The 26,247-nt window shown below is 33.3% G+C and carries 25 protein-coding genes and 2 other annotated features (1 of these 27 cut by a window edge); of the genes, 8 read left to right on the forward strand and 17 right to left on the reverse strand.

The window, feature by feature from the left end:
* Positions 1-18: a binding site (T-box leader), on the forward strand; it begins 210 nt to the left of the window's first position.
* Positions 19-78: 60 nt separating this feature from the next.
* Complete coding sequence (gene serS / locus JNUCC83_RS10285) at positions 79-1,353, forward strand: serine--tRNA ligase (protein ID WP_454459889.1); 1,275 nt, start codon at positions 79-81, stop codon at positions 1,351-1,353.
* 112 nt (positions 1,354-1,465) lie between these two features.
* Here serS and tnpA read toward each other — a convergent pair whose 3' ends face one another.
* From tnpA to rpmH, 17 genes are all read right to left on the reverse strand, one after another.
* Positions 1,466-1,921: an IS200/IS605 family transposase gene (gene tnpA, locus JNUCC83_RS10290; RefSeq protein ID WP_454459335.1), complete on the reverse strand. Its 456-nt coding sequence runs from the start codon at positions 1,919-1,921 to the stop codon at positions 1,466-1,468.
* A gap of 202 nt (positions 1,922-2,123) precedes the next feature.
* On the reverse strand, positions 2,124-3,026 hold the full coding sequence (locus JNUCC83_RS10295) for an L-lactate dehydrogenase (RefSeq protein WP_454459890.1): 903 nt from the start codon (positions 3,024-3,026) through the stop codon (positions 2,124-2,126).
* A 62-nt stretch (positions 3,027-3,088) separates the two neighbouring features.
* Complete coding sequence (gene guaB / locus JNUCC83_RS10300; protein WP_454459891.1) at positions 3,089-4,570, reverse strand: IMP dehydrogenase; 1,482 nt, start codon at positions 4,568-4,570, stop codon at positions 3,089-3,091.
* 130 nt (positions 4,571-4,700) lie between these two features.
* On the reverse strand, positions 4,701-5,402 hold the full coding sequence (locus JNUCC83_RS10305) for a DUF1129 domain-containing protein (protein WP_454459892.1): 702 nt from the start codon (positions 5,400-5,402) through the stop codon (positions 4,701-4,703).
* A 21-nt stretch (positions 5,403-5,423) separates the two neighbouring features.
* The gene (gene ychF / locus JNUCC83_RS10310; RefSeq protein ID WP_454459893.1) at positions 5,424-6,524 is read right to left on the reverse strand and encodes a redox-regulated ATPase YchF; all 1,101 of its coding nucleotides are present in this window, start codon (positions 6,522-6,524) and stop codon (positions 5,424-5,426) included.
* 66 nt (positions 6,525-6,590) lie between these two features.
* Entirely contained in the window at positions 6,591-6,773 is a 183-nt protein-coding gene (locus tag JNUCC83_RS10315) for a DUF951 domain-containing protein (RefSeq protein ID WP_454459894.1), read from the reverse strand.
* A 77-nt stretch (positions 6,774-6,850) separates the two neighbouring features.
* A complete protein-coding gene (locus tag JNUCC83_RS10320; RefSeq protein WP_454459895.1) occupies positions 6,851-7,735 on the reverse strand; it encodes a ParB/RepB/Spo0J family partition protein in 885 nt (294 codons plus the stop codon).
* Positions 7,722-8,489, reverse strand: a complete 768-nt coding sequence (locus JNUCC83_RS10325; RefSeq protein ID WP_454459896.1) for a ParA family protein — start codon at positions 8,487-8,489, stop codon at positions 7,722-7,724. The genes JNUCC83_RS10320 and JNUCC83_RS10325 overlap by 14 nt, the downstream gene beginning before the upstream one ends.
* Before the next feature lie 56 nt (positions 8,490-8,545).
* A complete protein-coding gene (rsmG, locus tag JNUCC83_RS10330) occupies positions 8,546-9,265 on the reverse strand; it encodes a 16S rRNA (guanine(527)-N(7))-methyltransferase RsmG (RefSeq protein ID WP_454459897.1) in 720 nt (239 codons plus the stop codon).
* A gap of 174 nt (positions 9,266-9,439) precedes the next feature.
* Positions 9,440-10,036, reverse strand: a complete 597-nt coding sequence (locus tag JNUCC83_RS10335) for a hypothetical protein (RefSeq protein ID WP_454459898.1) — start codon at positions 10,034-10,036, stop codon at positions 9,440-9,442.
* A gap of 74 nt (positions 10,037-10,110) precedes the next feature.
* Positions 10,111-12,018 (reverse strand): tRNA uridine-5-carboxymethylaminomethyl(34) synthesis enzyme MnmG, encoded by a 1,908-nt coding sequence (gene mnmG, locus JNUCC83_RS10340; RefSeq protein WP_454459899.1) that lies wholly within the window; start codon positions 12,016-12,018, stop codon positions 10,111-10,113.
* Between the two features lie 14 nt (positions 12,019-12,032).
* On the reverse strand, positions 12,033-13,427 hold the full coding sequence (mnmE, locus tag JNUCC83_RS10345) for a tRNA uridine-5-carboxymethylaminomethyl(34) synthesis GTPase MnmE (RefSeq protein ID WP_454459900.1): 1,395 nt from the start codon (positions 13,425-13,427) through the stop codon (positions 12,033-12,035).
* 203 nt (positions 13,428-13,630) lie between these two features.
* The gene (locus tag JNUCC83_RS10350; protein WP_454459901.1) at positions 13,631-15,271 is read right to left on the reverse strand and encodes a peptide ABC transporter substrate-binding protein; all 1,641 of its coding nucleotides are present in this window, start codon (positions 15,269-15,271) and stop codon (positions 13,631-13,633) included.
* A gap of 108 nt (positions 15,272-15,379) precedes the next feature.
* Positions 15,380-15,614: a binding site (T-box leader), on the reverse strand.
* 99 nt (positions 15,615-15,713) lie between these two features.
* Entirely contained in the window at positions 15,714-16,481 is a 768-nt protein-coding gene (gene jag / locus JNUCC83_RS10355) for an RNA-binding cell elongation regulator Jag/EloR (protein ID WP_454459902.1), read from the reverse strand.
* Between the two features lie 18 nt (positions 16,482-16,499).
* Positions 16,500-17,282 carry a YidC/Oxa1 family membrane protein insertase gene (locus tag JNUCC83_RS10360; protein ID WP_454461363.1) on the reverse strand — a complete coding sequence of 261 codons (783 nt, stop codon included), beginning with the start codon at positions 17,280-17,282 and terminating at the stop codon, positions 16,500-16,502.
* Between the two features lie 50 nt (positions 17,283-17,332).
* The gene (gene rnpA / locus JNUCC83_RS10365) at positions 17,333-17,671 is read right to left on the reverse strand and encodes a ribonuclease P protein component (RefSeq protein ID WP_454459903.1); all 339 of its coding nucleotides are present in this window, start codon (positions 17,669-17,671) and stop codon (positions 17,333-17,335) included.
* An 84-nt stretch (positions 17,672-17,755) separates the two neighbouring features.
* On the reverse strand, positions 17,756-17,890 hold the full coding sequence (gene rpmH, locus JNUCC83_RS10370; protein WP_071457793.1) for a 50S ribosomal protein L34: 135 nt from the start codon (positions 17,888-17,890) through the stop codon (positions 17,756-17,758).
* A 473-nt stretch (positions 17,891-18,363) separates the two neighbouring features.
* Here rpmH and dnaA point away from each other — a divergent pair, with 473 nt between their 5' ends.
* The 7 genes from dnaA (at position 18,364) to gyrB (ending at position 26,233) form a co-directional block, all read left to right on the forward strand.
* On the forward strand, positions 18,364-19,704 hold the full coding sequence (dnaA, locus tag JNUCC83_RS10375) for a chromosomal replication initiator protein DnaA (protein ID WP_454459904.1): 1,341 nt from the start codon (positions 18,364-18,366) through the stop codon (positions 19,702-19,704).
* 160 nt (positions 19,705-19,864) lie between these two features.
* Positions 19,865-20,995 (forward strand): DNA polymerase III subunit beta, encoded by a 1,131-nt coding sequence (gene dnaN / locus JNUCC83_RS10380; RefSeq protein WP_454459905.1) that lies wholly within the window; start codon positions 19,865-19,867, stop codon positions 20,993-20,995.
* Between the two features lie 148 nt (positions 20,996-21,143).
* Positions 21,144-22,103, forward strand: coding sequence for an IS30 family transposase (locus JNUCC83_RS10385; protein ID WP_454459906.1), 960 nt, complete (start codon positions 21,144-21,146; stop codon positions 22,101-22,103).
* A gap of 105 nt (positions 22,104-22,208) precedes the next feature.
* Positions 22,209-22,679 (forward strand): glutathione peroxidase, encoded by a 471-nt coding sequence (locus JNUCC83_RS10390; RefSeq protein WP_454459907.1) that lies wholly within the window; start codon positions 22,209-22,211, stop codon positions 22,677-22,679.
* Between the two features lie 248 nt (positions 22,680-22,927).
* Complete coding sequence (yaaA, locus tag JNUCC83_RS10395; RefSeq protein ID WP_454459908.1) at positions 22,928-23,161, forward strand: S4 domain-containing protein YaaA; 234 nt, start codon at positions 22,928-22,930, stop codon at positions 23,159-23,161.
* Positions 23,162-23,163: 2 nt separating this feature from the next.
* Positions 23,164-24,297: a DNA replication/repair protein RecF gene (gene recF, locus JNUCC83_RS10400; RefSeq protein ID WP_454459909.1), complete on the forward strand. Its 1,134-nt coding sequence runs from the start codon at positions 23,164-23,166 to the stop codon at positions 24,295-24,297.
* Positions 24,287-26,233: a DNA topoisomerase (ATP-hydrolyzing) subunit B gene (gene gyrB / locus JNUCC83_RS10405; protein WP_454459910.1), complete on the forward strand. Its 1,947-nt coding sequence runs from the start codon at positions 24,287-24,289 to the stop codon at positions 26,231-26,233. Before recF ends, gyrB begins: the two co-directional genes overlap by 11 nt.
* Positions 26,234-26,247: the final 14 nt, after the last annotated feature.

Below are 26,247 nucleotides of genomic sequence, written 5' to 3' on the forward strand. Positions count from 1 at the left end.
CAAACTCTCGCCCCAGAAAATCTACGGATTTTCTGGAGTGAGAGTTTTTTTATTAAAAAAATTTAGGAGGAAATATAAATGTTAGATTTAAAATTTATACGTCAAAATACCGAATTAGTAAAAGAAAAATTAATGACTCGTGGAGTAGATAGTGCAAAAATTGATGAATTTATTCGTCTTGATCAAGAACGTCGAGATAATTTAGTAAAAGTCGAAACGTTAAAAAAACATCGTAACGATGTGTCTCAAGACATTGCAAAACTAAAACGCGAAAAACAAAATGCTGATGATAAAATCCAAGAAATGAAGCAAGTTGGTGAAGATATCAAAATCTTAGATGACCGTATCAATGTCATCGATGAACAACTAGAATATATCGCCCATACTTTACCTAACTTACCTGCTGATGATGTTCCTGTTGGGGCAGATGAAGATGAAAATATTGAACTTAAAAAATGGGAAACTCCTAGACAATTTAACTTTGAACCTAAACCACATTGGGAAGTAGCTGAAAACTTAGATATTTTAGATTTCGAGCGTGGAGCGAAAGTATCTGGTAGTCGTTTTCTTTTCTATAAAGGTGCTGGTGCTAGATTAGAACGTGCGGTCTATAACTTAATGTTAGATACGCATATCTATGAACATGGCTATACAGAGATGATTCCACCATATATCGTGAACGATAAATCTATGTTTGGAACAGGACAATTCCCTAAGTTTAAAGAAGATGTTTTCCAACTAGAAAATTCAAATTATACACTTATCCCCACAGCTGAAGTACCATTAACAAACTATTACCGTGATGAAATACTAGATAATGATACTTTGCCAGTTTACTTTACTGCTCTTAGTCCAGCATTTCGTTCTGAAGCTGGTAGTGCTGGTCGTGACACTCGTGGACTAATAAGATTACATCAATTCAATAAAGTTGAAATGGTTAAATTCAGTAAACCTGAAACATCTTATGAAGAGTTAGAAAAAATGACCAATAACGCTGAAGCTATTTTACAAAAATTAAATTTACCTTATCGTGTGATTGTTTTATGTACAGGAGACATGGGATTCTCTGCAGCAAAAACATATGATATCGAAGTTTGGATTCCTGCCCAAGAAACGTATCGTGAAATCAGCTCTTGTTCTAACTGTGAAGATTTCCAAGCTAGACGTGCAAAGATCCGATACAGAGATGAAGAAGAAAAAGTTCAATATGTTCATACATTAAACGGTTCTGGATTAGCTGTTGGACGTACTGTTGCGGCTATTTTAGAAAACTATCAAAATGAAGACGGAAGTGTAACCATTCCTGAAGCACTTGTCCCTTATATGGGTGGACTGACAAAAATCACTAAGTAACTATCCACCCGTGAAAACGGGTGGCTTTTTAATAGCCCTAGAAGGGCTCACTACTCGCATACCCTCTAAAGAGGGCTTTTAAAAGACTGACAACCGCTATTTGAGAAGACTTTTATTTTTTAAATGGATCCATATATTCTCGTTTACTTATACTATCTCTTACTCTGTCATCTGCTTCTTGTTCTCGAATATATTTTTGTATTGTCTTTTGATTTAAACCTACTGTGCTAACATAATAGCCTTTCGACCAAAAACTTCTATTTCCATACTTATATTTCAAATTTCCATGTTGCTCATGAATTAGCACAGCGCTTCTTCCTTTTAGAAATCCCATAAATCCTGAAACTGATTCCTTTGGTGGAATTCTTACTAGCATATGTATATGATCTGGCATTGCATGAGCCTCTATTATTTCGACATTTTTCATATCGCATAATTTTCTTAAAATTTTACCTATATATTTTCTCAATTCCCCATATATCACTTTTCTTCTATATTTTGGGGTAAAGACTAAATGATACTTACAATTCCATCTTGTATGTGATAGAATTTTATCGTCATTAGACATAAAGAAACTCCTTTCGGTTCTCTTATAGCGGTTGGTAGCCACTATTTAGTATATCGAAAGGAGTTTCTTAACGCTAAAGCTATTTCCTCCACGCGCATTACGCGTGGTTTTTTTGTTGAACACTACTTCGTGTTCAACTGACTAAAGTCATTAATAAAGATTAAAAAGACAACTCATCAGCTTAATTTGATGAGTTGTCTTTTTATTGTTCTGTATATTCTTTGACTTTATCAATTGATTGTTTAAATAATATTTTTTCTTGACTATTTAGATCTAGTGATAATGGCTTAACAATGCCGCGTTTCCCTAAAATAGCAGGGTAGCCAATATGAATATTATCTTTTTCATGATAAATTGATAAAGGATAAATGTTATTTTCATCTTTTAAAATAGACTGAATTAAACGTGATGCTGTTGTGGCAATACCAAAACTTGTCCAACTTTTACGTTGATGTATGTGCCAACCACCTAAACGAGTAGCCTCTTTCATTTCTTCTAATTCGTCTTCTGATAATGACACAATATCTAATAATTTTTGCGTGCCTACCATCACTGTAGACCATGCAACAAACTGACTCTCCCCATGCTCACCTAATACATAACCATGAACTGATTGCCCTGAAACACCTACTTTTTCTCCAACAATACGTTTCATACGATTTGTATCTAAACTAGTGCCTGTTCCAATTACTCGATACGCCGGAAAACCACTTTCTCTATGAACAAGTGTTGTGATGACATCACATGGATTAGTTATAACTAAAAATATTCCTTTAAATCCACTAGAAATAACTTGTGGGATAATTTCTTTCACTGCCTGCTTATTATCTTTTAACTCAGATACCCTATCTTCATTATCAATAGATTGACTTCCCACACTAATAACGATAATGTCTGCGTCACTTAAATAGCGATATTCATGTAATAATATAGTTGTTTTGACCTCTGTCATCATCATACTATCAGTCAGTTCTAAATATTCTGCTAGCACTTTCTCTTTATTTTTATCAATCAACACTAACTCATCGACTTGCCCTTTTGTACATAATGTATAAGCAACATCCGATCCAACATGGCCTAATCCAATAATTCCGACTTTACTCAATTTTATTCCTTCTTTCTTTCTAAAAAAAGAGGTAGGACATTTCCTAACCTCTTTGAATCATTTTATGAAATTGAATAGTTTGGTGCTTCTTTTGTAATTTGTACGTCATGAGGATGAGATTCTCTTAAACCAGCACCACTCATCTCAACAAATTGAGCGTTGTCTCTTAATTCTTTTAAGTTTCCAGCTCCTACATAACCCATTCCAGCACGTAATCCACCTAGCATTTGGAAGATGATATCTTGCACACTACCTTTATAAGCTACTCGTCCTTCAATACCTTCTGGAACTAATTTGTTTGCTTCATTAACAGAACTTTGGAAATAACGATCGCTTGATCCTTTTTCCATGGCTCCTAAAGAACCCATTCCACGATAAGTTTTAAAACGACGACCTTGGAATATTTCAAATTCACCAGGAGATTCATCTGTCCCAGCTAACATAGAACCTAACATCACGACATAGCCACCTGCTGCTAATGCTTTAACAATATCTCCTGAATATTTGATTCCACCATCAGCAATAATCGTACGACCGTACTCACGAGCGACACTTGCTGCATCGTAAATGGCTGTTAATTGTGGCACACCCACACCTGCAACAACACGTGTTGTACAAATTGAACCTGGTCCAATTCCTACTTTTACAACATCCACCCCAATGTCATATAAGGCACGCGTTGCTTCAGCTGTCGCAACGTTTCCTGCAATTAATGTCACATCTGGGAAAGCATCACGAATTTCTTTAATTTTACGGATTACACCTGCACTATGTCCATGAGCAGTATCAATAACTAACGCATCGACACCAGCTTCAATCAAAGCTCCAGCACGTTCAAATGTATCACTCGTTACGCCAACTGCCGCTGCAACTAACAAGCGACCATGCTCATCTTTAGCAGCATTAGGAAATTCAATCACTTTTTCAATATCTTTGATAGTAATTAACCCACTTAAACGACCTTTAGCATCCACTATAGGTAATTTTTCAATTTTATGTTGTTGTAAAATCATTTCCGCATCTTTTAAAGATGTTCCAACAGGTGCTGTTACTAATCCTTCTTTAGTCATAACATCTTTAATCATTAAATTATAATCTGTGACAAAACGTAAATCACGATTGGTTAAAATACCAACCAAAGTTCTATTTTCTAATGTATCAACAATAGGGACACCACTAATACGATATTTAGCCATTAAATGTTCTGCATCACTTACTTTATGTTCCGGAGTTAAGAAAAATGGATCAATAATAACGCCACTTTCAGAACGTTTTACTTTTCTCACTTCATCTTTTTGCTGCTCTACACTCATGTTTTTATGAATAACTCCTAAACCACCCTGTCTAGCCATGGCAATAGCCATTTTACTATCAGTCACTGTATCCATACTGGCACTCATAATTGGAATATTTAATTTAATCTTAGATGATAGTTCAACACTTAAATCAACATCATTTGGTAATACATGACTTTCTGCTGGAATTAATAGAACATCATCAAATGTATACCCTTTTTTTGAAAATTTAGTTTCCCAATTTGACATTAGAAATTCGCACTCCTTTAATTTTGTTTTATTAACAAACTTACCAAATAATTCTACTTTCGTCAATGTCATCAATCAAAAAAGCTAAAAACATTTTTTCTATCGAAAACTGTTTCTAGCTTGAATTATTTTAAGGTCGTAAAAATAAACTTCCTTGAATATTGTATTTTTTCTTTAATAAATAGCGTACACCAAATGCTATCACACCTAAAATAATCGTTACCACTGGGTTAAGAGATGGATTAATAGCATGGGGTATAAAATTAGATAATGAAAAAATCATCAACCACGGTATAAAGCATAGTGCCATGATTCCACCTGTTTTCCATACACCTGGTCTCTTACTTCTATCTGCTCCTGGCATATCATATATATAAATATAACGATAGATTAGATAAAATGATAAACCACCAGACATTGCACCAATTATAATACTTAGTATTCCTTGTGTTGGTTGTGGTGATTTAGATATCATTGTAAGGACACCCATCATAACAGATAAAAAGGTAAACAGTAACAAACTATTATCTAACCACATTGAGCCAAAGTTAGTTTTTGGTGGTGTAGCAGGTTTAGTGGTGATAAAAACAACTGCCTCGGTGGGCGTACCATATAAATGTTTAGCAGTGATACCTGTTTTTTGCCCTTCAACTAGCTCTTTTAACATCGTGTTAAAAGCTTCTATTTTTTGGCGCTCATCCACCTCAACGCCTTCATCCAATATTTTTTTTAAATCAAACATAAACTGATCATTTTTTTTGGTCAATTGTTTTTCTAATTCTCTATTTTCTGCGACTTTTTGTTGTAATTCTTCATTTGTTAACTCAGTCATTATTGTCACCCATTCTTTCCATTAAACATTAAAACGGAAAAGCATTACATCCCCATCTTGAACAACGTAATCTTTTCCTTCTAAACGAACTCGTCCGGCTTCTTTGGCTGCACTCATACTACCGTATTCTTTTAAATCTGTGTAAGATACAGTTTCTGCACGGATAAATCCACGCTCAAAGTCAGTATGAATGATCCCTGCACATTCTGGTGCTTTCATTCCAACTTTAAATGTCCAAGCACGCACTTCTTGTTCTCCAGCTGTAAAATATGTGGCTAAACCTAGTAAATGATATGCAGCACGAATTAATTTATCTAATCCGGATTCTTCAATTCCAAGCGCTTCAAGAAAATCTTTTTTATCATCTTCATCTAACTCTGCAATTTCTTCCTCAGCTCTGGCACATACTGTGATAACTTCTGCATTTTCAGTTGCTGCAAACTCTTTAACCTGTTTAACATAGTCGTTGTTTTCAGTATCTGCTATCTCATCTTCTGCCACGTTTGCTACATACAATACTGGCTTAGTCGTTAATAAGAATAAACCTTTAACAATCGGCAATTCATCATCTGTAAATTCTATTGATCTCGCTGATTTTCCTTCTTCTAAAACAGGCTTTATTTTTTCTAACACAGCCAATTCTGCCACTGCTTCTTTATCTTTTGTTTTCGCAATTTTAGATACACGAGATAAGCGTTTATCAACAGACTCTAAGTCAGCTAAGACAAGTTCTAAATTAATGGTATCAATATCTGCTAATGGATCTACTCTACCTTCGACGTGAGTAATATTGTCATCATCAAAACAACGAACAACATGACAAATCGCATCAACTTGACGGATGTGACTTAAAAATTTATTTCCAAGACCTTCCCCTTTGCTTGCCCCACGTACAATACCTGCAATATCAGTAAATTCAAATGTAGCTGGTACTGTTTTTTTAGGTTTTACTAATTTTGTTAATTCTTCTAAGCGGTAATCAGGAACTTCCACCATTCCCACATTAGGATCTATTGTAGCAAAAGGATAGTTTGCTGCTTCTGCCCCTGCTTTTGTAATTGCATTAAATAAAGTTGATTTTCCAACGTTAGGTAACCCAACGATTCCTGCCGTCAATGCCATAGTTATTTTCACTCTTTCTTTGATAATTTATAGGTCTACTTATGCTTTTTTTCTAATGCTTTTTTTCTAATGCTTTTTTTCTAATACTTTTTTCATTTTTTTCTCAAACTCTCGCCGAGGCATCATCACAATATGCTGACAATTTAAGCATTTAATCTTGATATCCATCCCCATACGAATAATCTCCCACCTATTTGTTTGACAAGCATGTGGTTTTTTCATCTCAACAATATCACCTAAGTCATACATATAAACGTCCCTCCTCGATTATGCTACTACCTGATATATCTTAACATAAATCTATTGTCTTTATACTTTTTTATTGGCTAGTCAAATTGTATATCTAATAAGTCTAAAATCCTTGTTAAGTCAGATTCAGATAAGTATTCAATTTCTATTTTCCCTTTGCCTTCTTTTTCTTGAATGTGGACACTCGTTCCAAATTTATCCATTAATCGCTCTTCACTTTCACGAATATAGTATGGTTTAGGTTCCTGTTCTTTTTTCTTAATTGGCTCTTTTTTAGTAGATTGATTCATCTCACTAACAATTTGTTCTAACTGTCTAACTGTTAGTCCCTCTTTAATGGCCCGATTTGCCACAACTAATATATCTTCTTTTTTCTTTAGCCCTAACAATGTTCTTGCTTGTCCAGTAGATAGCGATTCTTTTTGTACTAAATCTTTTACCACCTTAGGTAAGGTTAACAACCGTAAATAATTAGCAATGTAAGGACGACTTTTCCCTAATTTTTCTGATAACTCTACCTGTGTTAAACCCAGGTTTTTCATTAACATTTCATATGCTTCAGCTTCTTCTAGAGGATTCAAATCTTCTCGTTGTAAATTTTCTAAAACAGCAACTTGCATCATTTGTGCTTCATCAAATTCTCTCACAATAGCGGGAATCTGCTCTTTACCTGCTAGTTTTGAGGCACGAAATCTTCGTTCGCCAGCAATAATCTCATAACCTTTGACAGATGACTGACGAACAATAATCGGTTGAAAAACACCTGATTGTTTAATTGAATCTGCTAGTTCTTCTAATGCTTTTTCATCAAATGTTTTACGTGGTTGATAAGGGTTTGGTCTTAAATCTGTTAACGGAATTTCTTGAACAGTCTCAGATTGAATGTCCACTTCCTCTAGTGTTGATAAATCTTGGAATAGCGCATCAATTCCACGTCCTAATCCTTTATTAGGCTTGTTCACGATTCATCACTTCCTTTGCTAATGCTTGGTATACTTCTGCACCTCTTGATTTTGGATCATAATCAATAATCGCTTTTCCATGACTTGGTGCTTCTGATAATCTAACATTTCTAGGGATAATGGTGTCATAAACGCGCTCTCTAAAATAAGTGCGAACTTCTTCCACGACTTCTGAACCTAGATTTGTTCTCGCATCATACATTGTTAACAATACTCCTTCAATCCTTAAATCTGGATTGAAATGTTTTTGTACTAAACGAATAGTATTCAATAACTGACTTAACCCTTCTAACGCATAGTACTCACATTGTACGGGAATTAAAATTGAATCACTTGATGTAAATGAATTAATTGTTAAATGACCTAATGATGGAGGACAATCAATTAATATATAATCGTATTTATCCTCTACTTCTTGTAAAGCTAATTTTAATCGTGATTCTCTTGCCATCATAGATGTTAACTCAATTTCTGCACCTGATAACTGGATTGTTGCAGGAGCAATGTCCATTCCTTCTCTATTAGTCGATAATATTACCTCTGTAATAGGTACTTCATTAACTAAGACATCATAAATATCTTGTGACACATCTGCCTTTCTAATACCTATACCACTTGTAGCATTCCCTTGAGCATCCATATCAATTAATAAAACTTTTTTTCCTGAATAGGCTAAACATGCACCTAAATTTACTGTTGTCGTTGTTTTACCAACGCCACCTTTTTGATTTGCTACAGCAATTATTCGAGCCATAATAAGTTCCTCCAACTCTTCTTCATTGTGTTTCATGGTTATAAAATCCCATATTTTTACACTAATGGTTTTTTATTAGGTAATCCTGCCTTGCGTGGGTATTTATTTGGCGTCTCTTTCTTTTTATCAATTTCAATAATAAAACGTTTATCATGTGTAATTGGTAAGCTCACTTCTCTTTCCTCTACCACTTTTCCACCTAATGTCGCTATAGCTTTTTTTGCTTCCAATAACTCCTCTTCACTTTTAGCTGCCTTCATAGCCAAAAATTGTCCCTCTTTCTTAACTAAAGGTAGGCAAAGTTCTGCTAGCACATTTAGTCTAGCAACTGCCCGAGCAGTCACTAAGTCATAAGATTCACGAAAGATTTTATTTTGCCCAAAATCTTCCGCTCTTGAATGATATAAGTCTACTTTTTCAAGGCCTAATTCCTTTGTTAATTCCTTCAAAAAATTAATTCTTTTATTTAATGAATCTATAATTGAAATAGAGATATTTGGAAAGGCAATTTTCAATGGAATACTTGGAAACCCTGCTCCAGATCCTACGTCACACAATTTCAAGTGTTCTCCAGTCATATCCCGTTCAAAAGCTAATGTTAACGAATCATAAAAATGCTTTAAATAAACCTCATTTTTATCAGTAATGGCCGTTAAATTTATTTTTTCATTCCATTCAATGAGTTTTCTAAAATAGATGTCATATTGTTCCATCTGTTGTTCACTTAACATGATACCATGTTTTTCCAAGTTACTTTTAAATTCTTCTGGTGTCATTTTTAATCTCCTTCATGTGAAACATATAGTGTTTCACGGATAAGTACACTTTATCGTATCTATCATAAAAATTCAATGTCATACACTCTATTTTAACAAAAAAAGCAAACTAGAATAACACACAAGTTTGCTTTTCATCTATTTTTATTTTATAAATGTTTCACGTGAAACATTTTAACTAACTATCGTATTTTTAAATTTCTTTCTTAAAAAACGTACTATTTTCATTCTGTTTTTTTCAACGTTATCAAGCGTAGTATCAATATCTGCTATAAAATTTTCTATTGAATCATTTGAAACTGTTTCATAGCTAAAATAATTAAATCGTCGCTGTTGAAATCCTCGTAAATCTTTGACTATCAACTTAAAACAATCAAATAATTTCTTTTGAATAAAAGGTTCATACTGATTTAACAGATTATCTAATTCATTTAATAGTTCACTGCTCTTAATGATACTTTCTTGAATCAATTTAATGTACGTTTCCTCTAAACTATCCTCACTGTTATCCCTTAGCAATTGTAATGTACCACGAATACTCATTGTTTTATCGATGGTTTTTTGCAATAAATCAAATACATTCCAGTAAAGATTATATTCTTTTTCATACTGTTTTTGAGTCATAAATATAAAACTTTCTATTTTAGCCGATAGTTTGCTTATTTCTGTAACCTGTTTAGTCATTTTTTTATTTATTTTATAAATCATGTAAATAGACAAAACACTTAATATAAACGCTATAATACCGATAAAAATTGATAAATTAATCATATGAATCACCTCTAAAAGCATTATATCAAAATATGATACCTTTGTTGATTTATTTACATAAAAAAAGACCCATATTAGGCCTTTTCACTGTCTATCTTTGCTATTTTTCCTTGTTCGATATACACCATTAAAATGCTTATATCAGATGGGTTGACCCCACTAATACGACTTGCTTGAGCTATCGTTTCCGGTCGGATTTTTTCTAATTTCTGTACTGCCTCTGTTGCTAAACTATTAATCGCACGATAATCGATATTTTCTGGAATACGTTTTGCTTCCATACGTTTTAATTTTTCTACTTTGTCTTTAGCTTTTTTTATATACCCTTCATACTTCACTTGAATTTCGACTTGTTCAATCACATAACGAGGCAAGTCTTTTTCTAATTTAGGAATAAACTGACTTAAATCACGATAAGTAATTTCTGGACGTCTTAAAAAATCTCGTGCTAAAATACCATCTTTTAATGGTGCTAGTCCTTTTTCTTCTAAAAATGATTGAATTTCTGGAGTTGGTTTCAAACGAATTTTTTCTAATCTTTCTAGTTCATTTTCTACCATCTTTTTTTTCTCTAAATATTGATTAAATCTTGTATCATCTACTAAACCAATCTCGTGTCCCATCTCTGTCAAACGCAAATCTGCGTTATCATGACGTAGCAATAAACGATACTCTGCCCGAGAAGTTAGCAGTCGATAAGGTTCGTTTGTCCCTTTAGTAACTAAATCATCGACTAATACACCAATATACGCATCACTTCGTTTTAATATAAACGGATCTTTTCCTTGAATTTTTAATGCAGCATTTATCCCTGCCATTAATCCCTGACAAGCAGCTTCTTCGTAACCTGATGTTCCATTCGTTTGACCTGCTGTATAAAGCCCTGAAATTTTCATCGTTTCAAGCGTTGGTCTTAACTGATGAGGAACAACGACATCATACTCAATAGCATATCCGCTACGCATAATTTTAGCTTGTTCTAATCCTTCGATACTTTGAACCATCTCTTTTTGGACATCTTCTGGTAACGAAGTAGATAATCCTTGAACATAAACTTCCTCAGTATGCTCTCCTTCTGGTTCTAAAAAGATTTGGTGACGAGGTTTATCACTAAAACGAACGATTTTATCTTCAATCGAAGGGCAATATCTTGCTCCTACACCTTCAACAATTCCAGTAAACATTGGAGCTCGGTGTAAATTATCACGTATGACAGTGTGTGTATCTAAATTCGTATAAGTTAGCCAACAAGGTAATTGATCTCTACGATAATTATCATCTGAGCTCTCAAAACTAAAATGATTAGGTTGTTTGTCACCTGGTTGTTCTTCTGTCACTGAATAATCAATCGTGCTTGATTTTACACGTGGCGGTGTTCCTGTTTTAAATCGTTCTATCTCTAGTCCAATTTCTTTCAAATGGTTTGCCAATCCAATTGATGGCAATGAATTATTCGGTCCTGAGGAATACTTCAATTCACCAATAATAATTTCGCCACGTAATGCCGTTCCAGCAGTAATAATAACTGCCTTGCTAGTGTATTGTGTCCCTGTACTAAGTTCAACGCCATAACAAACATCATCTTTCACTAATAATTTTTCAACAATTCCTTGTTTTACGACTAGGTTATCTTCTTTTTCTAATGTATGTTTTAATTCTGATTGATAAGCATGCTTATCTGCTTGTGCACGTAATGCTCGTACAGCAGGTCCTTTACCAGTATTAAGCATACGCATTTGAATATAGGTTTTATCAATGGTACGGCCCATTTCTCCACCAAGTGCGTCTATTTCACGGACAACCACACCTTTAGCAGGTCCTCCTATTGATGGGTTGCAAGGCATAAAACCAATCATATCTAAATTTAACGTCACAAGTAATGTACTCATCCCCATTCTAGCGGCAGCTAAAGAAGCTTCTGAGCCAGCATGTCCGCCACCCACTACAATGACATCATAATCTCTTTTTTCCATATTTTCCATCAATGTTAATCTCCTTATTTTCCTAAACAGAACTGGCTAAATAATTGTGTAATCAATTCATCTTGAATATTCTCACCCATAATCTCACCTAATAAATCCCATGCTCTTGTCATATCAATTTGTAATAAATCTACTGGCATCTCTGACTCTATTCCCTCTAATACCTCATCAAGAGCCATATCAGCTTGTTCTAGCAATGCAACGTGTCTTGTATTAGAAATATATGTTGCATCCCTTTCAGACGTATTAGAAGCGAAAAATGTATCTTTAATCAGCTGTTCTAATAAATCAATGCCTCTACCTTCTAACACTGAAATTGGTAAGAAAGGTGTGTCTCCTAGCATTTTTTGTAACTCATCTCTATCTAACTTGCTTGGTAAATCATTTTTATTTAATAACACAATTCGCTGCATATCTTTGGTTAATTCAATTAATTCACGATCCATCTCTGTGAGATTCTCACTTTGATTTAACACTAGCAACACTAAGTCTGCTTCTGATAATGCTTTTCGACTTCTTTCCACTCCAATTTTTTCAACAATATCTTCTGTATCACGAATACCTGCTGTATCAATCAGTTTTAATGGTACACCACGTACATTGACAAATTCCTCGATAACATCTCTTGTTGTTCCCTCTATGTCAGTCACAATCGCTTTGTCTTCACGTAGCAAGTCATTTAATAAACTTGATTTTCCAACATTTGGTCGCCCAATAATCGCTGTGGCGAGTCCTTCTCGCAAAATTTTACCTTGAGTCGCGGTTTCTAGTAAGTGTGCAATATCTTCTTTGACTTCTAATGCTTTTTCCTTCATCAGTTTTGTTGTCATTTCCTCTACATCATCATATTCTGGATAGTCTATATTAACCTCTACTTGTGCCAATGCTACTAATAACTTTTGCCTTAATGACTGAATCAGTTGAGATAAGCGTCCATCTAGTTGTCCAAGAGCTAAATCCATCGATTCGCTTGTTTTCGCTTGTATTAAGTCCATGACAGCTTCTGCTTGAGAGAGATCCATACGACCATTTAAAAATGCCCTCTTTGTAAACTCTCCAGGTTCAGCTAAACGAGCACCTTGTCTTAATAATAATTGTAATACTTGATTAGCTACGACCATTCCTCCGTGACAATTTATTTCGACAATATTTTCACGAGTAAATGTTTTGGGTTCTAACATGACAGAATACATCACTTCATCCAATACTTGATTTGTTTTAGGATCTTTAATGTGCCCATAATGGATAGTATGAGTAGGAACTTCTGTTAAATCTTTTTCTTTATAATTTGTCACACTTTGAGCAATTTTTACCGCATCATCACCACTCAAACGAACAATGCTGATAGCTCCTTCACCAGGAGGCGTTGAAATGGCGGCAATCGTATCAAACTCTTTGGTTATATTCATTTTTACCATCCTTTCTTAAAAAATGCATATAAAAAAGCGCCCACTCCACCCCTTTACCTATGCAAAAAGGTAGATAAGCACTTTGACTGCTATCTTATTCATTTCTTAATCATAAAAATGATAGCATATTCTTAATCCATTGACAATGTATAAAGAGTGAAAAAAAATAAGCCAGATATCTTTTGTCTGGCTTATTTTTCCTCTTATTCTGAAATTGAAGCTGTTCTTAAATTAAAGTAATCGCCATATAAATGGTAGCTAATTCCTTTGATTTTAGGGTTAATTAAATAATTTGAAGCACTTTGATAAAGTGGTACTTGAGCGGCATTATCTTTAATTAATATTTCTTCTGCTTTTTTGTAATCATTAAATTGTTTGTCAGGGTCATTTGCATTAACAGTCTTAGCACTATTAATTAACTCATCATACTTCTCGTTCTTATATGAACCATAATTATAAGAAGAATCACTCTTATAAAGATTAAAGTAAGAATCTAAATCACTACTCCCTGCAATCCAACCAGATAATGACAACTCAAAATCTTTCTTTGTTCTAGACTCTAAAACATTATTTCTTGGTTGAGCTTTTATTTCCACTTTTAATCCGTCTAAGTTTTCTTCTAGCTGACTTTGAACATACTCTGATATTTTTTTACCATTATCATCATCGGATACTAATAATGACAATGTAACTTTATCCCCTAAATCTTCTTTTGCCAATTTCCATTCTTTCTTTGCCTCATTAACATTATATTCTAAATAATTCCCACTATATTCACGGAAATCAGTTGATGTATTGGGATTAGCATATAAATTTTGAGGAATTAACCCATTTAATGGTTTTGAACCGTCATTCAATACACTATTCGTTAATGTTTTTTTGTCGATAGCTTGTGCAAAAGCTTTACGTAAATGCTCATTCGCTGTAGGTAACCCACTCGCCTTATTAAAATCTAAATAATAGTTAGCAATGTCAGAATGAGTCACGTAACCTCTATCTTCCTTATTTTGTGCTACGTATTGACCATTAATACGGACTAAATCTAATTCTCCTGATTGATACAAATTAATACCCGTATTATCATCTTTAATTGTGCTAACTTTTACTTCTTCTAATTTCACAGCATCTGCATCATAATACTCTTTATTCTTTTTCAAAGTCCATGTGTCTGATGTGCTATCCCAGTCTGTAATCACAAATGGTCCACTATAGATTAAGTGTTCACTGTTGATTCCATAATCTTTTCCTTGTTCTTCCACATATTTTTCATTTTGTGGTGCAAGCCATCCAATAGATACAACTGTTAAAAATGACGGTTGTGCTTGAGATAATTCCACAACAAATTCTGTTTCACTTGGTGCAGATATTCCCATCTCTGACACATCTTTTTTACCGTTTCTAATATCTTGACTATTTTTTACATTGTCCAACAAATAAGCATTTGGACCAATAGTATCTGGATTGACTAACTTTTTCCAAGAATAAACAAAATCATTCGCAGTAATTGGTTCACCATTACTCCATTTGATATCTTTTCTTAAAGTGAATTTGTATGTCAAACCATCATCACTAATATCTACCTTTTCAGCCAAACCTGGAATAGGTGTACTATCATCATCAAAACGATATAACCCTTCAAATAAATGTTGTACCATCGTAAACGTATTTTTATCCGTTGTTTGAGTTGTATCTAGTGTTGAGATAGGTGCTGGTGAACTGATTTCTATCACTTGGCTGACATCACCCTTTGATTTTTTATTGTCTTTTTCTTTTGTTTCTCCCCCACCACAAGCAGTTAATACTAATGTTGTTAAAGCTAAACCTAATACCCATTTCTTTTTCATTGATTTTCCTCCTATTTTTTCACTAATAAAACAAAAATATGACAAATATTGAACAAATCATGCTAATACCCTATAAAAAGCTAAACAAAAAAAGCCCTCATCCTTATTAAAAAGGACGAGAGCTTGTCATTTAGCTATCGCGGTACCACCTTATTTGACTTAAAAAAGTCCACTCATCAGCACAATCATGCCTAAACGCTATAACAGGCGTACCTGAATTGATCTTAACTAATTCAATCAATTTGTTCAAAGGCCATTTTCCTTTTTTCTTCACTATCTCTTCCCACCAACAGAGACTCTCTAAGAGCTATCAAAAAAGTACTTCCCTTATCATCACATTTTATTGTTAATTATTATAAAAAGATTATAACATGATTAGAAAAAGACATCAACAAATCTATATAAAAATAAGCCACACAAAAGCTGCATGGCTTAAACAATATTATTTTTTTAATTCAACGACTAAATAACGATGAGGTTCGTTGCCTTCAGAGTGCGTTTTGATATCTTTTTCACTAGATAAAATCGAATGAACTTGCTTTCTTTCAAATGCCGGCATCGGTTCTAAAAATACAGGTTGCGATGTTTCTCGTACTTTTCTAACAGCTTGATGAGCCAGTCTCTTAACGATAGCCTCTCGTCGCTCTCTATAGTCACCTACATTTACAATAATTGTCAAACGATTTTTTACTAAGCGATGAATGTAAACCTGCGATAAATACTGAATAGCATTTAACACTTTCCCATGTTTACCAATCAGTAAGCCTTTTTTTTCGGTATCTAGATGAAATACTACATGATTATCATCTCGTTGTACTCTTACCATAGCTGGAGCACCTAAAGATTGAGTTATTTCTGTTAAATACAATGACAGTTGAGTAATTGCCTCATCTAAGGACACATCTTCAGACTTATTAAAAGTATTATCATAGGTTACTTTTTCAATTGGTTCTTGATATTCTTCTACTACTTCAGAGGGTTTTTCTCGTTCTTCAACTATTGCTGCTACCACTTGAATGTCTTCAATAGGTTTTACGACTGCTTTTTCTTTAATGTCAACAGAAACAACAGCCTCTTTTTTTCCAATACCTAAAAAACCTTTCTTACCCTCTTCAATAACAGAGATATCCGCATCAACACGGTTTATTCCAAGTGAAGTTAAACCGACTCTTATAGCTTGATCCACTGTTTCTCCTGTAAATACTGGCATGATACGAACCCCCTCAATTTATTTTTTTCGTTTTTTTGGTGCATTTGCTTTACGCAATGCTTTTTCTAACTCTTTTCTTTTTTGTTCCTCAGCTTCCTGCTCACGTTTAATTTTAAATGGATTATTTATTAATAAAGTTTGAATCACTTGGAAAGCATTTGATATTACCCAATATAATGACAAGCCACTTGCCAAATTAATCCCCATGAACAAAATCATAACTGGCATCACATAATTCATTGCTTTCATGGTACCTTGAACATTCGTTTGACTCATTGTTGTCAATCTAGTACTAATGAACGTAAAAATTGCGGCTAGTACGGGCAAAATGAATGTTGGATCTGGTTTACCTAGTTCTAACCATAAAAATGTTCCTTCTGTTAAAGCCGGAATACGTGAAATAGCTTGCCACAAAGCCATCATTATCGGCAGTTGAACTACTAATGGCAAACAACCTGATAATGGATTCACTCCAGCTTCACTGTATAGACGTTGTTGCTCTTCTTGAAGTTTTCTAACGGTTTCTGAATCCTTTGAAGCATATTTTTCTTGTAATTCTTTTATTTTCGGTTGTAAGTCTTGCGTTTTACGCATACTTTTTGTTTGATAATGCATTAATGGTAATAAGATAATTCTAACAATAATAGTAAATAAGATAATCCCTATACCCGGATGACCAAAAGATAACGCTTTTATCGCTTGTCCAAAATAATAGACAATATATCGATCCCATAAACCTGTGCTACTTTGATTAATATTTCCTGTGCCACATCCTGTCAAAACAAAAACAAGAACAAACATCGACAGAATAAAAAGCCATTTTTTCTTATTTTTCACTGATTAACCCTCTCTTATTTTATTAGATTAGCTAATTTAAAAACATGTTGAATGTTTTTTTTGGTTTCTTCTAAAGATAATTTTGCTGCTTGAGGTCTTGCAATTAATACAATATCGTAATGATGTTTTATGTTCTTTTTCATATCATACAGAGATGTCCTTACTAATCGCTTGACATGATTTCGAGTCACTGCATTACCCACTTTTTTCCCAACAGATAAACCTACTCTAAAATGCGTATTGCTAGGTGATTCACAGACATAAACAATAAAATTTCTATTTGCAAAAGATTGCTTTTCCTCAATAATTTGTTGAAATTCCTTTTCTTTTTTTATTCGGTACGCTTTTTTCATTCTAAATCACTCTTATCATAGCATAATACACGCTTTTTTTTAATTTTTTATAAAAAAAAATCACTGATTCGTAGAGTCAGTGATTTATGCTGCTAATACTTTTCTTCCTTTACGACGTCTACTTGCTAATACACGGCGACCGTTTTTAGTACTCATGCGTTTACGGAATCCATGAACTTTTTGACGTTTACGTTTTTTTGGTTGATATGTTCTTTTCATTATTATCCACCTCCTATAAACAAATATGCTTTCTAAATAATCACATTAGACAGACTATGACATTATACAAATAATTTAAGCGTTTTGTCAACTTTATTTAAAACCTTTCTAACAAATAGTTTTCCACAATTAATTTTTTTTAATCACATTCCTGTTAAAAGTTATATACACAAAAAAAGAAACTATGAGATAAAACGCTAGTTACCCACAAGATAACATCCTGTAAAATAGTTTTCCACAAACTTAAAAAACGTTGTTAATAACTACTTTAAAGTATTGACCTAACTTCATTTAGTTTTGTGTATAAGTTGTGGAAATATATTTTTTATCTGAGCATATTCACAATTTTATTTCACCTGTGGAAAAGTTTTGTTAAGAGTTGATGACAAACTATCCACAATTAAAAAAATCAGTGGAAAACTTATTTTTTTAGTGCTAGAATATAAAAGACTATAAACGTTAGGGGGATAACTATGCCCGATTTTAATTTTATTTGGAATGAGCTTGTTGAAAACTATAGAAAATCGCTCACGCCTCCAAGTTTTAGTGCTTGGATTGATCCTGCAAAACCAATTACTTTGCAAGACAACATATTAACAATCGAATTACCATCAGATTTACATAAAAATTATTGGGAAAAAAATTTAGCTGCTAAAATTGTAGAAACAGGTTTTGAATTAACAGGTGAAGAAATTACGCCTGTTTTTATTATTCAAGAGGACGAACCACGTATCTCGGAAAAAAGAAAAGAACCAACAGTAGAATTGCCGAATATTGTTAAGAAAAATAGTAAAAAAGCTTTACTAAATTCCAAATACACCTTTGATACTTTTGTCATCGGTAAAGGAAATCAGATGGCCCATGCTGCAGCTCTCGTTGTATCAGAAGATCCCGGTGCAACATACAATCCACTGTTTTTCTATGGAGGAGTTGGATTAGGTAAAACACATTTAATGCATGCTATAGGACACCAAATGTTATCAAACAACGTGGATGCAAAAATAAAATATGTTACAAGTGAATCATTTGCCAATGATTATATTAATTCTATAAAAAATAATAAATCAGAAGACTTTAGACAAGAATATCGAAATGTTGATCTTTTACTTGTTGATGATATACAATTTTTTGCTGATAAAGAGGGAACTCAAGAAGAGTTTTTCCATACTTTTAATACCCTCTACAACGAGGGACACCAAATTGTCTTAACAAGTGATAGGCTACCTAATGAGATTCCTAAGCTTCAAGAACGTTTAGTTTCCCGATTTGCTTGGGGGCTATCCGTTGATATAACACCACCTGATTTAGAAACTAGAATAGCCATTTTAAGAAAAAAAGCTGATGCTGAAGGGTTAGAAATCCCCGACGATACGCTATCTTATATCGCTGGACAAATTGATTCAAACATACGTGAACTGGAAGGTGCTTTAGTCCGCGTACAAGCTTTTTCTACAATGAAAGGCCAAGATATCACTACAAGTCTTGCCGCAGATGCTTTAAAAAGTCTAAAACCAATCAAAGAAAAAAGTGAATTATCTATTTTGGGGATTCAAGAAGAAGTTTGTAAATACTATCATTTACAATTAAAGGATTTAAAAGGAAAAAAACGTGTAAAAACAATAGTAGTACCAAGACAAATAGCAATGTATCTCTCAAGAGAACTAACAGACAATTCACTTCCAAAAATTGGAGCAGAATTTGGTGGCAAAGACCATACAACTGTTATACACGCCCATGAAAAAATTCAACAATTACTAGAAAAAGACGTTACTATAAAAAAAGAAGTCAACGATATAAAGCAAAATCTTCTTTAAAAACATGTGGATAACTATAAAATTTATTTTCGACTTATACACATGTTATTAACAGGTGTAAATTCTTTTGATTTATCATTCAAATCGATTTATCCACAGTACTAACAGCACCTACTACTACTACTTATTTATATAATATTAATTAAAAGGAGATTATCTAATGAAAGTCACACTAAATAGATCAGCATTTTTAGATGAACTAGCAACAGTCCAACGTGCCATATCTGGAAAAACGACAATACCAATTTTAACAGGAGTTAAACTAACTATTACAGAATCAGGTCTAACATTAACTGGTAGCAATGCTGATATATCAATCGAAACATTTTTAAGTGTAAACAATGAAAAAGCAAGCATGCTCATTGAATCAACTGGTTCAATAGTAATACAAGCAAGATTTTTTAATGAAATTATCAAAAAATTACCAGAATCTACATTAACACTAAAATTAGTAGAAAATAATCAAGTCATTATTACGTCTGGAAAAGCATTATTTAATGTAAATGGATTAAACGCAGACAGTTATCCTCAATTACCTGTTATAAATGATCAAACTAACTTTAAATTACCTGCACGGGTATTGAATAAATTGATTAGTGAAACTGTTTTTGCTGTGTCATCGCAAGAAAGCAGACCAATACTCACAGGGGTACATATGACTCTTCAAGATAATGATTTGCTTGCTGTCGCTACAGATAGTCATCGTTTAAGTCAACGTAAAATGGAATTAGAGGGCGTCAATAAAATATTTGATGTGGTTATTCCAGGGAAAAGCTTACAAGAATTAGCAAGATCTTTTAAAGATGAAGAAGAGTTAGTTGATATTTCCATTATGGATAATCAAATTCTATTTAGAACAGAGACAATGAATTTTTATTCACGTTTACTAGAAGGAAATTATCCTGATACAAATCGCTTAATACCGACTAACTTCAGTACAGAAATTAGTTTTAACGTAGCTAGTTTGTTAGCAGCTATTGATAGAGCATCTTTACTTTCGCATGAAGGACGAAATAATATTGTTAAATTATCTATTGATTCAGAACAAGTTACTATCTATGGAAATTCACCTGAAATTGGTAATGTAGAAGAAAAATTATCTTATATTGAAGTAGAAGGTGAACCAATCACGATATCTTTTAACCCTGATTATATGAAAGCATCACTAAAATCATTTGGAGATATAGAGATTACAATACGTTTCATTTCTTCAATTCGTCCGTTTACCTTGCAACCTAAAGATGGGGATATTGAATTCATTCAATTAATCACGCCAGTAAGAACTAATTAAGATGTGCCTTTCACTTTATATGTATTATATAAGTGAAAGGATTTTTTATATTTCGCCGATTGTAAAATTAAGCTAGACAAATAAAAAATCATTTGTGATACACTCAAATTGTAATTCCGACAAAAGAAAACAAGGAGAGTGCTCACAAATGACCTATACACATCTTACTACAGATGAACTCGTTTTAATAGAATCTTATTATCATATACATAAAAAAGGAATAATTGTTGCTAAGTTATTAAAACGATCAAAACAGACTATTTATAATGTTTACAAAGCTTTTGATGACGGGTTATCTGCACTAGATTACTATAAAAGATATAAAAACAATAAAAAGAAGTGTGGTAGACGTCCTATTTCTTTACCTGATGATGAAACAGAATATATTCAAAAGAAAGTGGTTCAAGGGTGGACTCCAGATGTCATTATTGGTCGTGCGGAGTTTCCTATTTCATGCTCTGTTAGAACTCTTTATAGATTATTTAAACAGGGAACATTTGACGTGTCATCGTTACCTATGAAGGGAAAAAGAAAATCAAATGGTCATAAAGAAAAAAGAGGAAAACAAGCCTTTAAACGAACTATCCATCAACGTAATGAGGACTATCAACACTTTAATCATGAGTTTGGTCACCTCGAAGGTGACACTATTGTTGGAAAAGATCATAAAAGTGCTATCATCACACTCGTTGAAAGACTCTCAAAAGTAATTATTACACTAAAACCAACGGGTAGAAAGGCAGTAAACATTGAAAATAGTCTAAATAATTGGTTTGATAACGTGCCCAATCATCTTTTTAAATCCATCACATTTGATTGTGGAAAAGAGTTTTCTAACTGGAAATCAGTTAGTAACTTGAATGATATTGATATCTATTTTGCTGATCCAGGAAGACCGTCACAACGAGGTTTAAACGAAAATTCTAATGGATTATTACGTAAAGATGGATTACTGAAACATATGGATTTCAACAGCGTTGATGAATCTTTTATTCAATCAATTGCATCAAAAAGAAATAAGATTCCGAGAAAATCACTAAATTACCTAACACCATTAGAAGTATTTTTGAGTTATGTCGATCATGATATTTTGTCCAACTTAATTTGACAATTAAAATTTTTATAAAAATAAAATGACTCAAAGCGACTTTTAGTGAAAAAATAACAATTTTGTTGTTTAATATATAGTATAAATGTAATAAGGAGTGAAATTATGACAATTTATGATTACACTGCAACATTAGATAATGGGGAAACCTATTCTTTAGAAAAGTATAAAGGACAAGTCATAATCATTGTTAATACAGCAACAAAATGTGGGTTAGCTCCACAATTTAAAGAATTAGAACAAATTTATCAAACGTATAAAGATCAAGGTTTAGTAATTTTAGGATTTCCTTCTGATCAATTTCATCAAGAGTTAAAAGATAACGCTGAAATAAGTCAAGTTTGTCAGATGGACTATGGTGTCACTTTCCCAATGCATGAAATATCAAAGGTTAATGGGGCATATGCTAATCCTATTTTTAGTTATTTAGTTGGTGGTACGTTTGGTTTTATGGGCAATAAAATAAAGTGGAATTTTACGAAGTTTTTAATTAATCGAGAAGGAAAAGTAGTTAAACGACTTGCCCCCATGGATAAACCAAACAAAATGATTCCTTATATAGAACAGCTACTTTAATAATCGATAACAGAGTGATTGTTTTATCAATCATTCTTTTTTTATCTATTAAAACAAGAGTGTCATCTTAAAAAACAAAAAATATTCGTTATTTTACGTTCTAAGAGATTTTAAGTTAAAAATGATAAAACTATCGATTTATTATAATAATGCTTAAAAAACGATTTTACCAAAGAAAATTTGTTTTTAGCGCACAAAAAGGGTATAATGTAAGTAATGGTAAATTGAAACGGAGAAGGTGAAAATTTGTGAAAAAAGCATTTATATTAAAAACAGAATATATAACTTTAGGTCAATTTTTAAAAGAGGTTAACGTTATTTCTAGTGGTGGTATGGCCAAGTGGTATTTACAAGAAAATATAGTATTTGTTGATGGCGAACCAGAAAATAGACGAGGTCGAAAATTGTATGCTGAAATGATGATTGAAATACCTGAACTGGGTACTTTTTTTATGGAAAAAAGTTCATCAGATGATAAATAATCATGCAACTTAACCAGATTACTCTAACAAACTATCGTAACTATAATCATTTAACATTAAACTTTTCACCTAAATTAAACGTGTTTGTTGGAGACAATGCACAAGGAAAAACAAATTTACTGGAAAGCATCTATGTTTTGTCACTCACTAAGAGTCATCGAAGTAATCATGAAAAAGAATTAATTCAATGGGAACATGATTTTTCTAGGATTGAAGGGAATATCAGTAAAAAAAATGGCGATATTGATTTAACTATGATTGTTTCTAATAAGGGAAAGAAAACAAAAGTTAATGGTTTGGAACAATCAAAATTAAGTCAATACGTTGGTTATCTTAATGTCATCTTATTTGCCCCAGAAGACTTATCTTTAGTAAAAGGCTCACCACAACATCGTCGAAAATTTCTCGATATGGAGATAGGACAGATCAATTCTCATTATCTGCATCACTTAAGCAATTATCAAACTATTTTGAAACAGCGTAATCAATTTTTAAAAAAATCTGCTCTTACTCATTCTCTTGATTCAGTCTATCTTGGTGTCTTAAATGAGCAGTTGGCTCAAGAAGGAAGTTTCGTTCTTTTTTCTCGTATAAAGTTTACAAAGTTACTTGAAAGATGGGCTAACACTATACATCAGAGCATATCTCATGGTAAAGAAGAATTGACAATTTCTTACAAAACATCTTTGGATTTATCTCAGAATGAAACACAAGAAGAATTATATCAACTCTTGTTAAATGAGTTAAATCAATCTGAAGCTAGAGACTTATCCCAAATGACAACAAGTATTGGTCCACACAGAGATGATTTAATCTTTATGGTAAATAATCAAAATGTTCAGACTTATGGTTCACAGGGACAACAACGAACGACTGCATTAAGTGTAAAACTAGCTGAAATAGAGTTGATTAATGAAGAGTTAGGTGAGTACCCTATTTTATTACTTGATGATGTATTGAGTGAGTTGGATGATGACCGACAAGTACAGTTGATGGAATTTATTGATAATAAGCTTCAAACATTTTTAACAACAACAAGTATCACTCATCTTGGTGATAAATTAAAAATAAAACCTGAAATCTTTTATGTATCAAATGGAGAAATAGAAAGGACGAGTGAAGACGTTGACGGATAAACAAATTAATGACGGACAAGCTTCCGCATATGATGCGAGTCAAATTCAAGTTTTAGAAGGATTAGAAGCAGTAAGAAAGCGACCAGGTATGTATATAGGGTCAACAGGACCACAAGGATTGCACCATTTAGTATGGGAAATCGTTGATAATTCAATTGATGAAGCATTGGCTGGTTACTGTACAGAAATTAATGTCACAATTGAAGAAGATAATAGTATTACTGTAAAAGATAATGGGCGTGGAATCCCGGTTGGTATACAAGAAAAAACCGGCCGACCTGCAGTTGAAACAGTATTTACAGTGTTACATGCCGGAGGGAAATTTGGCGGTGGCGGATATAAAGTTTCTGGTGGACTTCATGGTGTAGGATCTTCTGTTGTTAATGCGTTATCGGAATCTTTAAATGTTAAAGTTCATGTAGATGGAAAAATTCATCATCAGGAATTTAAACGCGGAAAAGTAGTTGATGACTTAGAAATCATTGGAGAAACGGATCATCGTGGGACAGTAGTTAACTTCAAACCAGATGCTGAAATTTTTCAAGAAACAACTGTGTTTGAATATGATAAATTAGCGACACGTATTCGTGAGCTAGCTTTCTTAAACCGAGGATTACGTATTAGTATTTCAGATAAACGTGTCAGCCCAGCAAAAGAAGAATCATACCACTATGAAGGTGGAATTAAGAGCTATGTTGAATATCTAAATTCAGGGAAAACAGTTCTTTTTCCAGATCCTATTTATACAGAAGGTGAGCAACAAGATATTAGCGTAGAAGTAGCTATTCAATATACAGATGACTACCATACAAACCTATTGAGTTTTGCTAACAACATCCATACTTATGAAGGTGGAACACATGAATTTGGTTTTAGAACAGCTCTAACTCGTGTGATTAATGATTATGCCAAACGTCAAAAATTGTTAAAAGAAAATGATGAAAATCTAGGTGGAGATGATGTTCGTGAAGGAATGACAGCTGTTATTTCTATCAAGCATCCAGAACCACAATTTGAAGGGCAAACAAAAACAAAATTAGGTAATTCTGAAGTAAGAACGGTTACCGATAGATTATTTTCTGAAGCTTTTAACAAATTTTTGTTAGAAAATCCAGATGTAGCTAAACGTGTAGTAGAAAAAGGAATTTTAGCTTCTAAAGCCCGTTTAGCAGCAAAAAGAGCACGTGAAGTAACGCGACGTAAAGGAGCGCTTGAAATTAGTAGTTTACCTGGTAAATTAGCTGATTGTTCAAGCCGTGAACCTGAGAAAAGTGAGTTATATATCGTCGAAGGGGATTCTGCGGGAGGATCGGCAAAAACTGGCCGTGATCGTAAGTATCAAGCTATTTTACCAATTCGTGGGAAAATATTGAACGTAGAAAAAGCAAGTATGGAAAAAATATTAGCCAATGCTGAAATTCGTTCATTATTTACAGCTATGGGAACAGGCTTTGGTGGCGATTTTGATGTTTCTAAAGCTCGTTATCATAAATTAATCATTATGACTGATGCCGATGTCGATGGTGCACATATTAGAACACTTTTATTAACGCTATTTTATCGTTACATGCGTCCAATTGTGGAAGCAGGATATGTGTACATAGCTCAACCACCATTGTATGGGGTTAAACAAGGAAAAAATATTACTTATATCCAGCCAGGGAAAGATGCTGATGAACGTTTAGCTCAAGCAGTAGCTGATCTTCCAGCGACACCAAAACCAAGTATTCAACGTTACAAAGGGTTAGGTGAGATGGATGACCATCAATTATGGGATACAACGATGGATCCAGCAAAACGCACTATGTTACGTGTAACAGTAGAGGATGCGGCAAAAGCAGACGCTGTATTTGATATGTTGATGGGGGATAAAGTAGAACCTCGTCGTGAATTTATCGAGGCCAATGCACATTATGTTAAGAATTTAGATATTTAAGTAAGGGAGATACG

The sequence above is a fragment of the Vagococcus sp. JNUCC 83 genome (assembly GCF_053667615.1).

What these genes read in the sequence shown, in the direction of transcription:
- serS (WP_454459889.1), top strand. Translation starts at nt 79, where the DNA reads ATGTTAGATTTAAAATTTATACGTCAAAATACCGAATTAGTAAAAGAA.
- tnpA (WP_454459335.1), bottom strand. Translation starts at nt 1,921, where the DNA reads ATGTCTAATGACGATAAAATTCTATCACATACAAGATGGAATTGTAAG.
- guaB (WP_454459891.1), bottom strand. Translation starts at nt 4,570, where the DNA reads ATGTCAAATTGGGAAACTAAATTTTCAAAAAAAGGGTATACATTTGAT.
- JNUCC83_RS10305 (WP_454459892.1), bottom strand. Translation starts at nt 5,402, where the DNA reads ATGACTGAGTTAACAAATGAAGAATTACAACAAAAAGTCGCAGAAAAT.
- ychF (WP_454459893.1), bottom strand. Translation starts at nt 6,524, where the DNA reads ATGGCATTGACGGCAGGAATCGTTGGGTTACCTAACGTTGGAAAATCA.
- JNUCC83_RS10315 (WP_454459894.1), bottom strand. Translation starts at nt 6,773, where the DNA reads ATGTATGACTTAGGTGATATTGTTGAGATGAAAAAACCACATGCTTGT.
- JNUCC83_RS10325 (WP_454459896.1), bottom strand. Translation starts at nt 8,489, where the DNA reads ATGGCTCGAATAATTGCTGTAGCAAATCAAAAAGGTGGCGTTGGTAAA.
- rsmG (WP_454459897.1), bottom strand. Translation starts at nt 9,265, where the DNA reads ATGACACCAGAAGAATTTAAAAGTAACTTGGAAAAACATGGTATCATG.
- JNUCC83_RS10335 (WP_454459898.1), bottom strand. Translation starts at nt 10,036, where the DNA reads ATGATTAATTTATCAATTTTTATCGGTATTATAGCGTTTATATTAAGT.
- mnmG (WP_454459899.1), bottom strand. Translation starts at nt 12,018, where the DNA reads ATGGAAAATATGGAAAAAAGAGATTATGATGTCATTGTAGTGGGTGGC.
- mnmE (WP_454459900.1), bottom strand. Translation starts at nt 13,427, where the DNA reads ATGAATATAACCAAAGAGTTTGATACGATTGCCGCCATTTCAACGCCT.
- JNUCC83_RS10350 (WP_454459901.1), bottom strand. Translation starts at nt 15,271, where the DNA reads ATGAAAAAGAAATGGGTATTAGGTTTAGCTTTAACAACATTAGTATTA.
- jag (WP_454459902.1), bottom strand. Translation starts at nt 16,481, where the DNA reads ATGCCAGTATTTACAGGAGAAACAGTGGATCAAGCTATAAGAGTCGGT.
- JNUCC83_RS10360 (WP_454461363.1), bottom strand. Translation starts at nt 17,282, where the DNA reads ATGTTTGTTCTTGTTTTTGTTTTGACAGGATGTGGCACAGGAAATATT.
- rnpA (WP_454459903.1), bottom strand. Translation starts at nt 17,671, where the DNA reads ATGAAAAAAGCGTACCGAATAAAAAAAGAAAAGGAATTTCAACAAATT.
- rpmH (WP_071457793.1), bottom strand. Translation starts at nt 17,890, where the DNA reads ATGAAAAGAACATATCAACCAAAAAAACGTAAACGTCAAAAAGTTCAT.
- dnaA (WP_454459904.1), top strand. Translation starts at nt 18,364, where the DNA reads ATGCCCGATTTTAATTTTATTTGGAATGAGCTTGTTGAAAACTATAGA.
- dnaN (WP_454459905.1), top strand. Translation starts at nt 19,865, where the DNA reads ATGAAAGTCACACTAAATAGATCAGCATTTTTAGATGAACTAGCAACA.
- JNUCC83_RS10385 (WP_454459906.1), top strand. Translation starts at nt 21,144, where the DNA reads ATGACCTATACACATCTTACTACAGATGAACTCGTTTTAATAGAATCT.
- JNUCC83_RS10390 (WP_454459907.1), top strand. Translation starts at nt 22,209, where the DNA reads ATGACAATTTATGATTACACTGCAACATTAGATAATGGGGAAACCTAT.
- recF (WP_454459909.1), top strand. Translation starts at nt 23,164, where the DNA reads ATGCAACTTAACCAGATTACTCTAACAAACTATCGTAACTATAATCAT.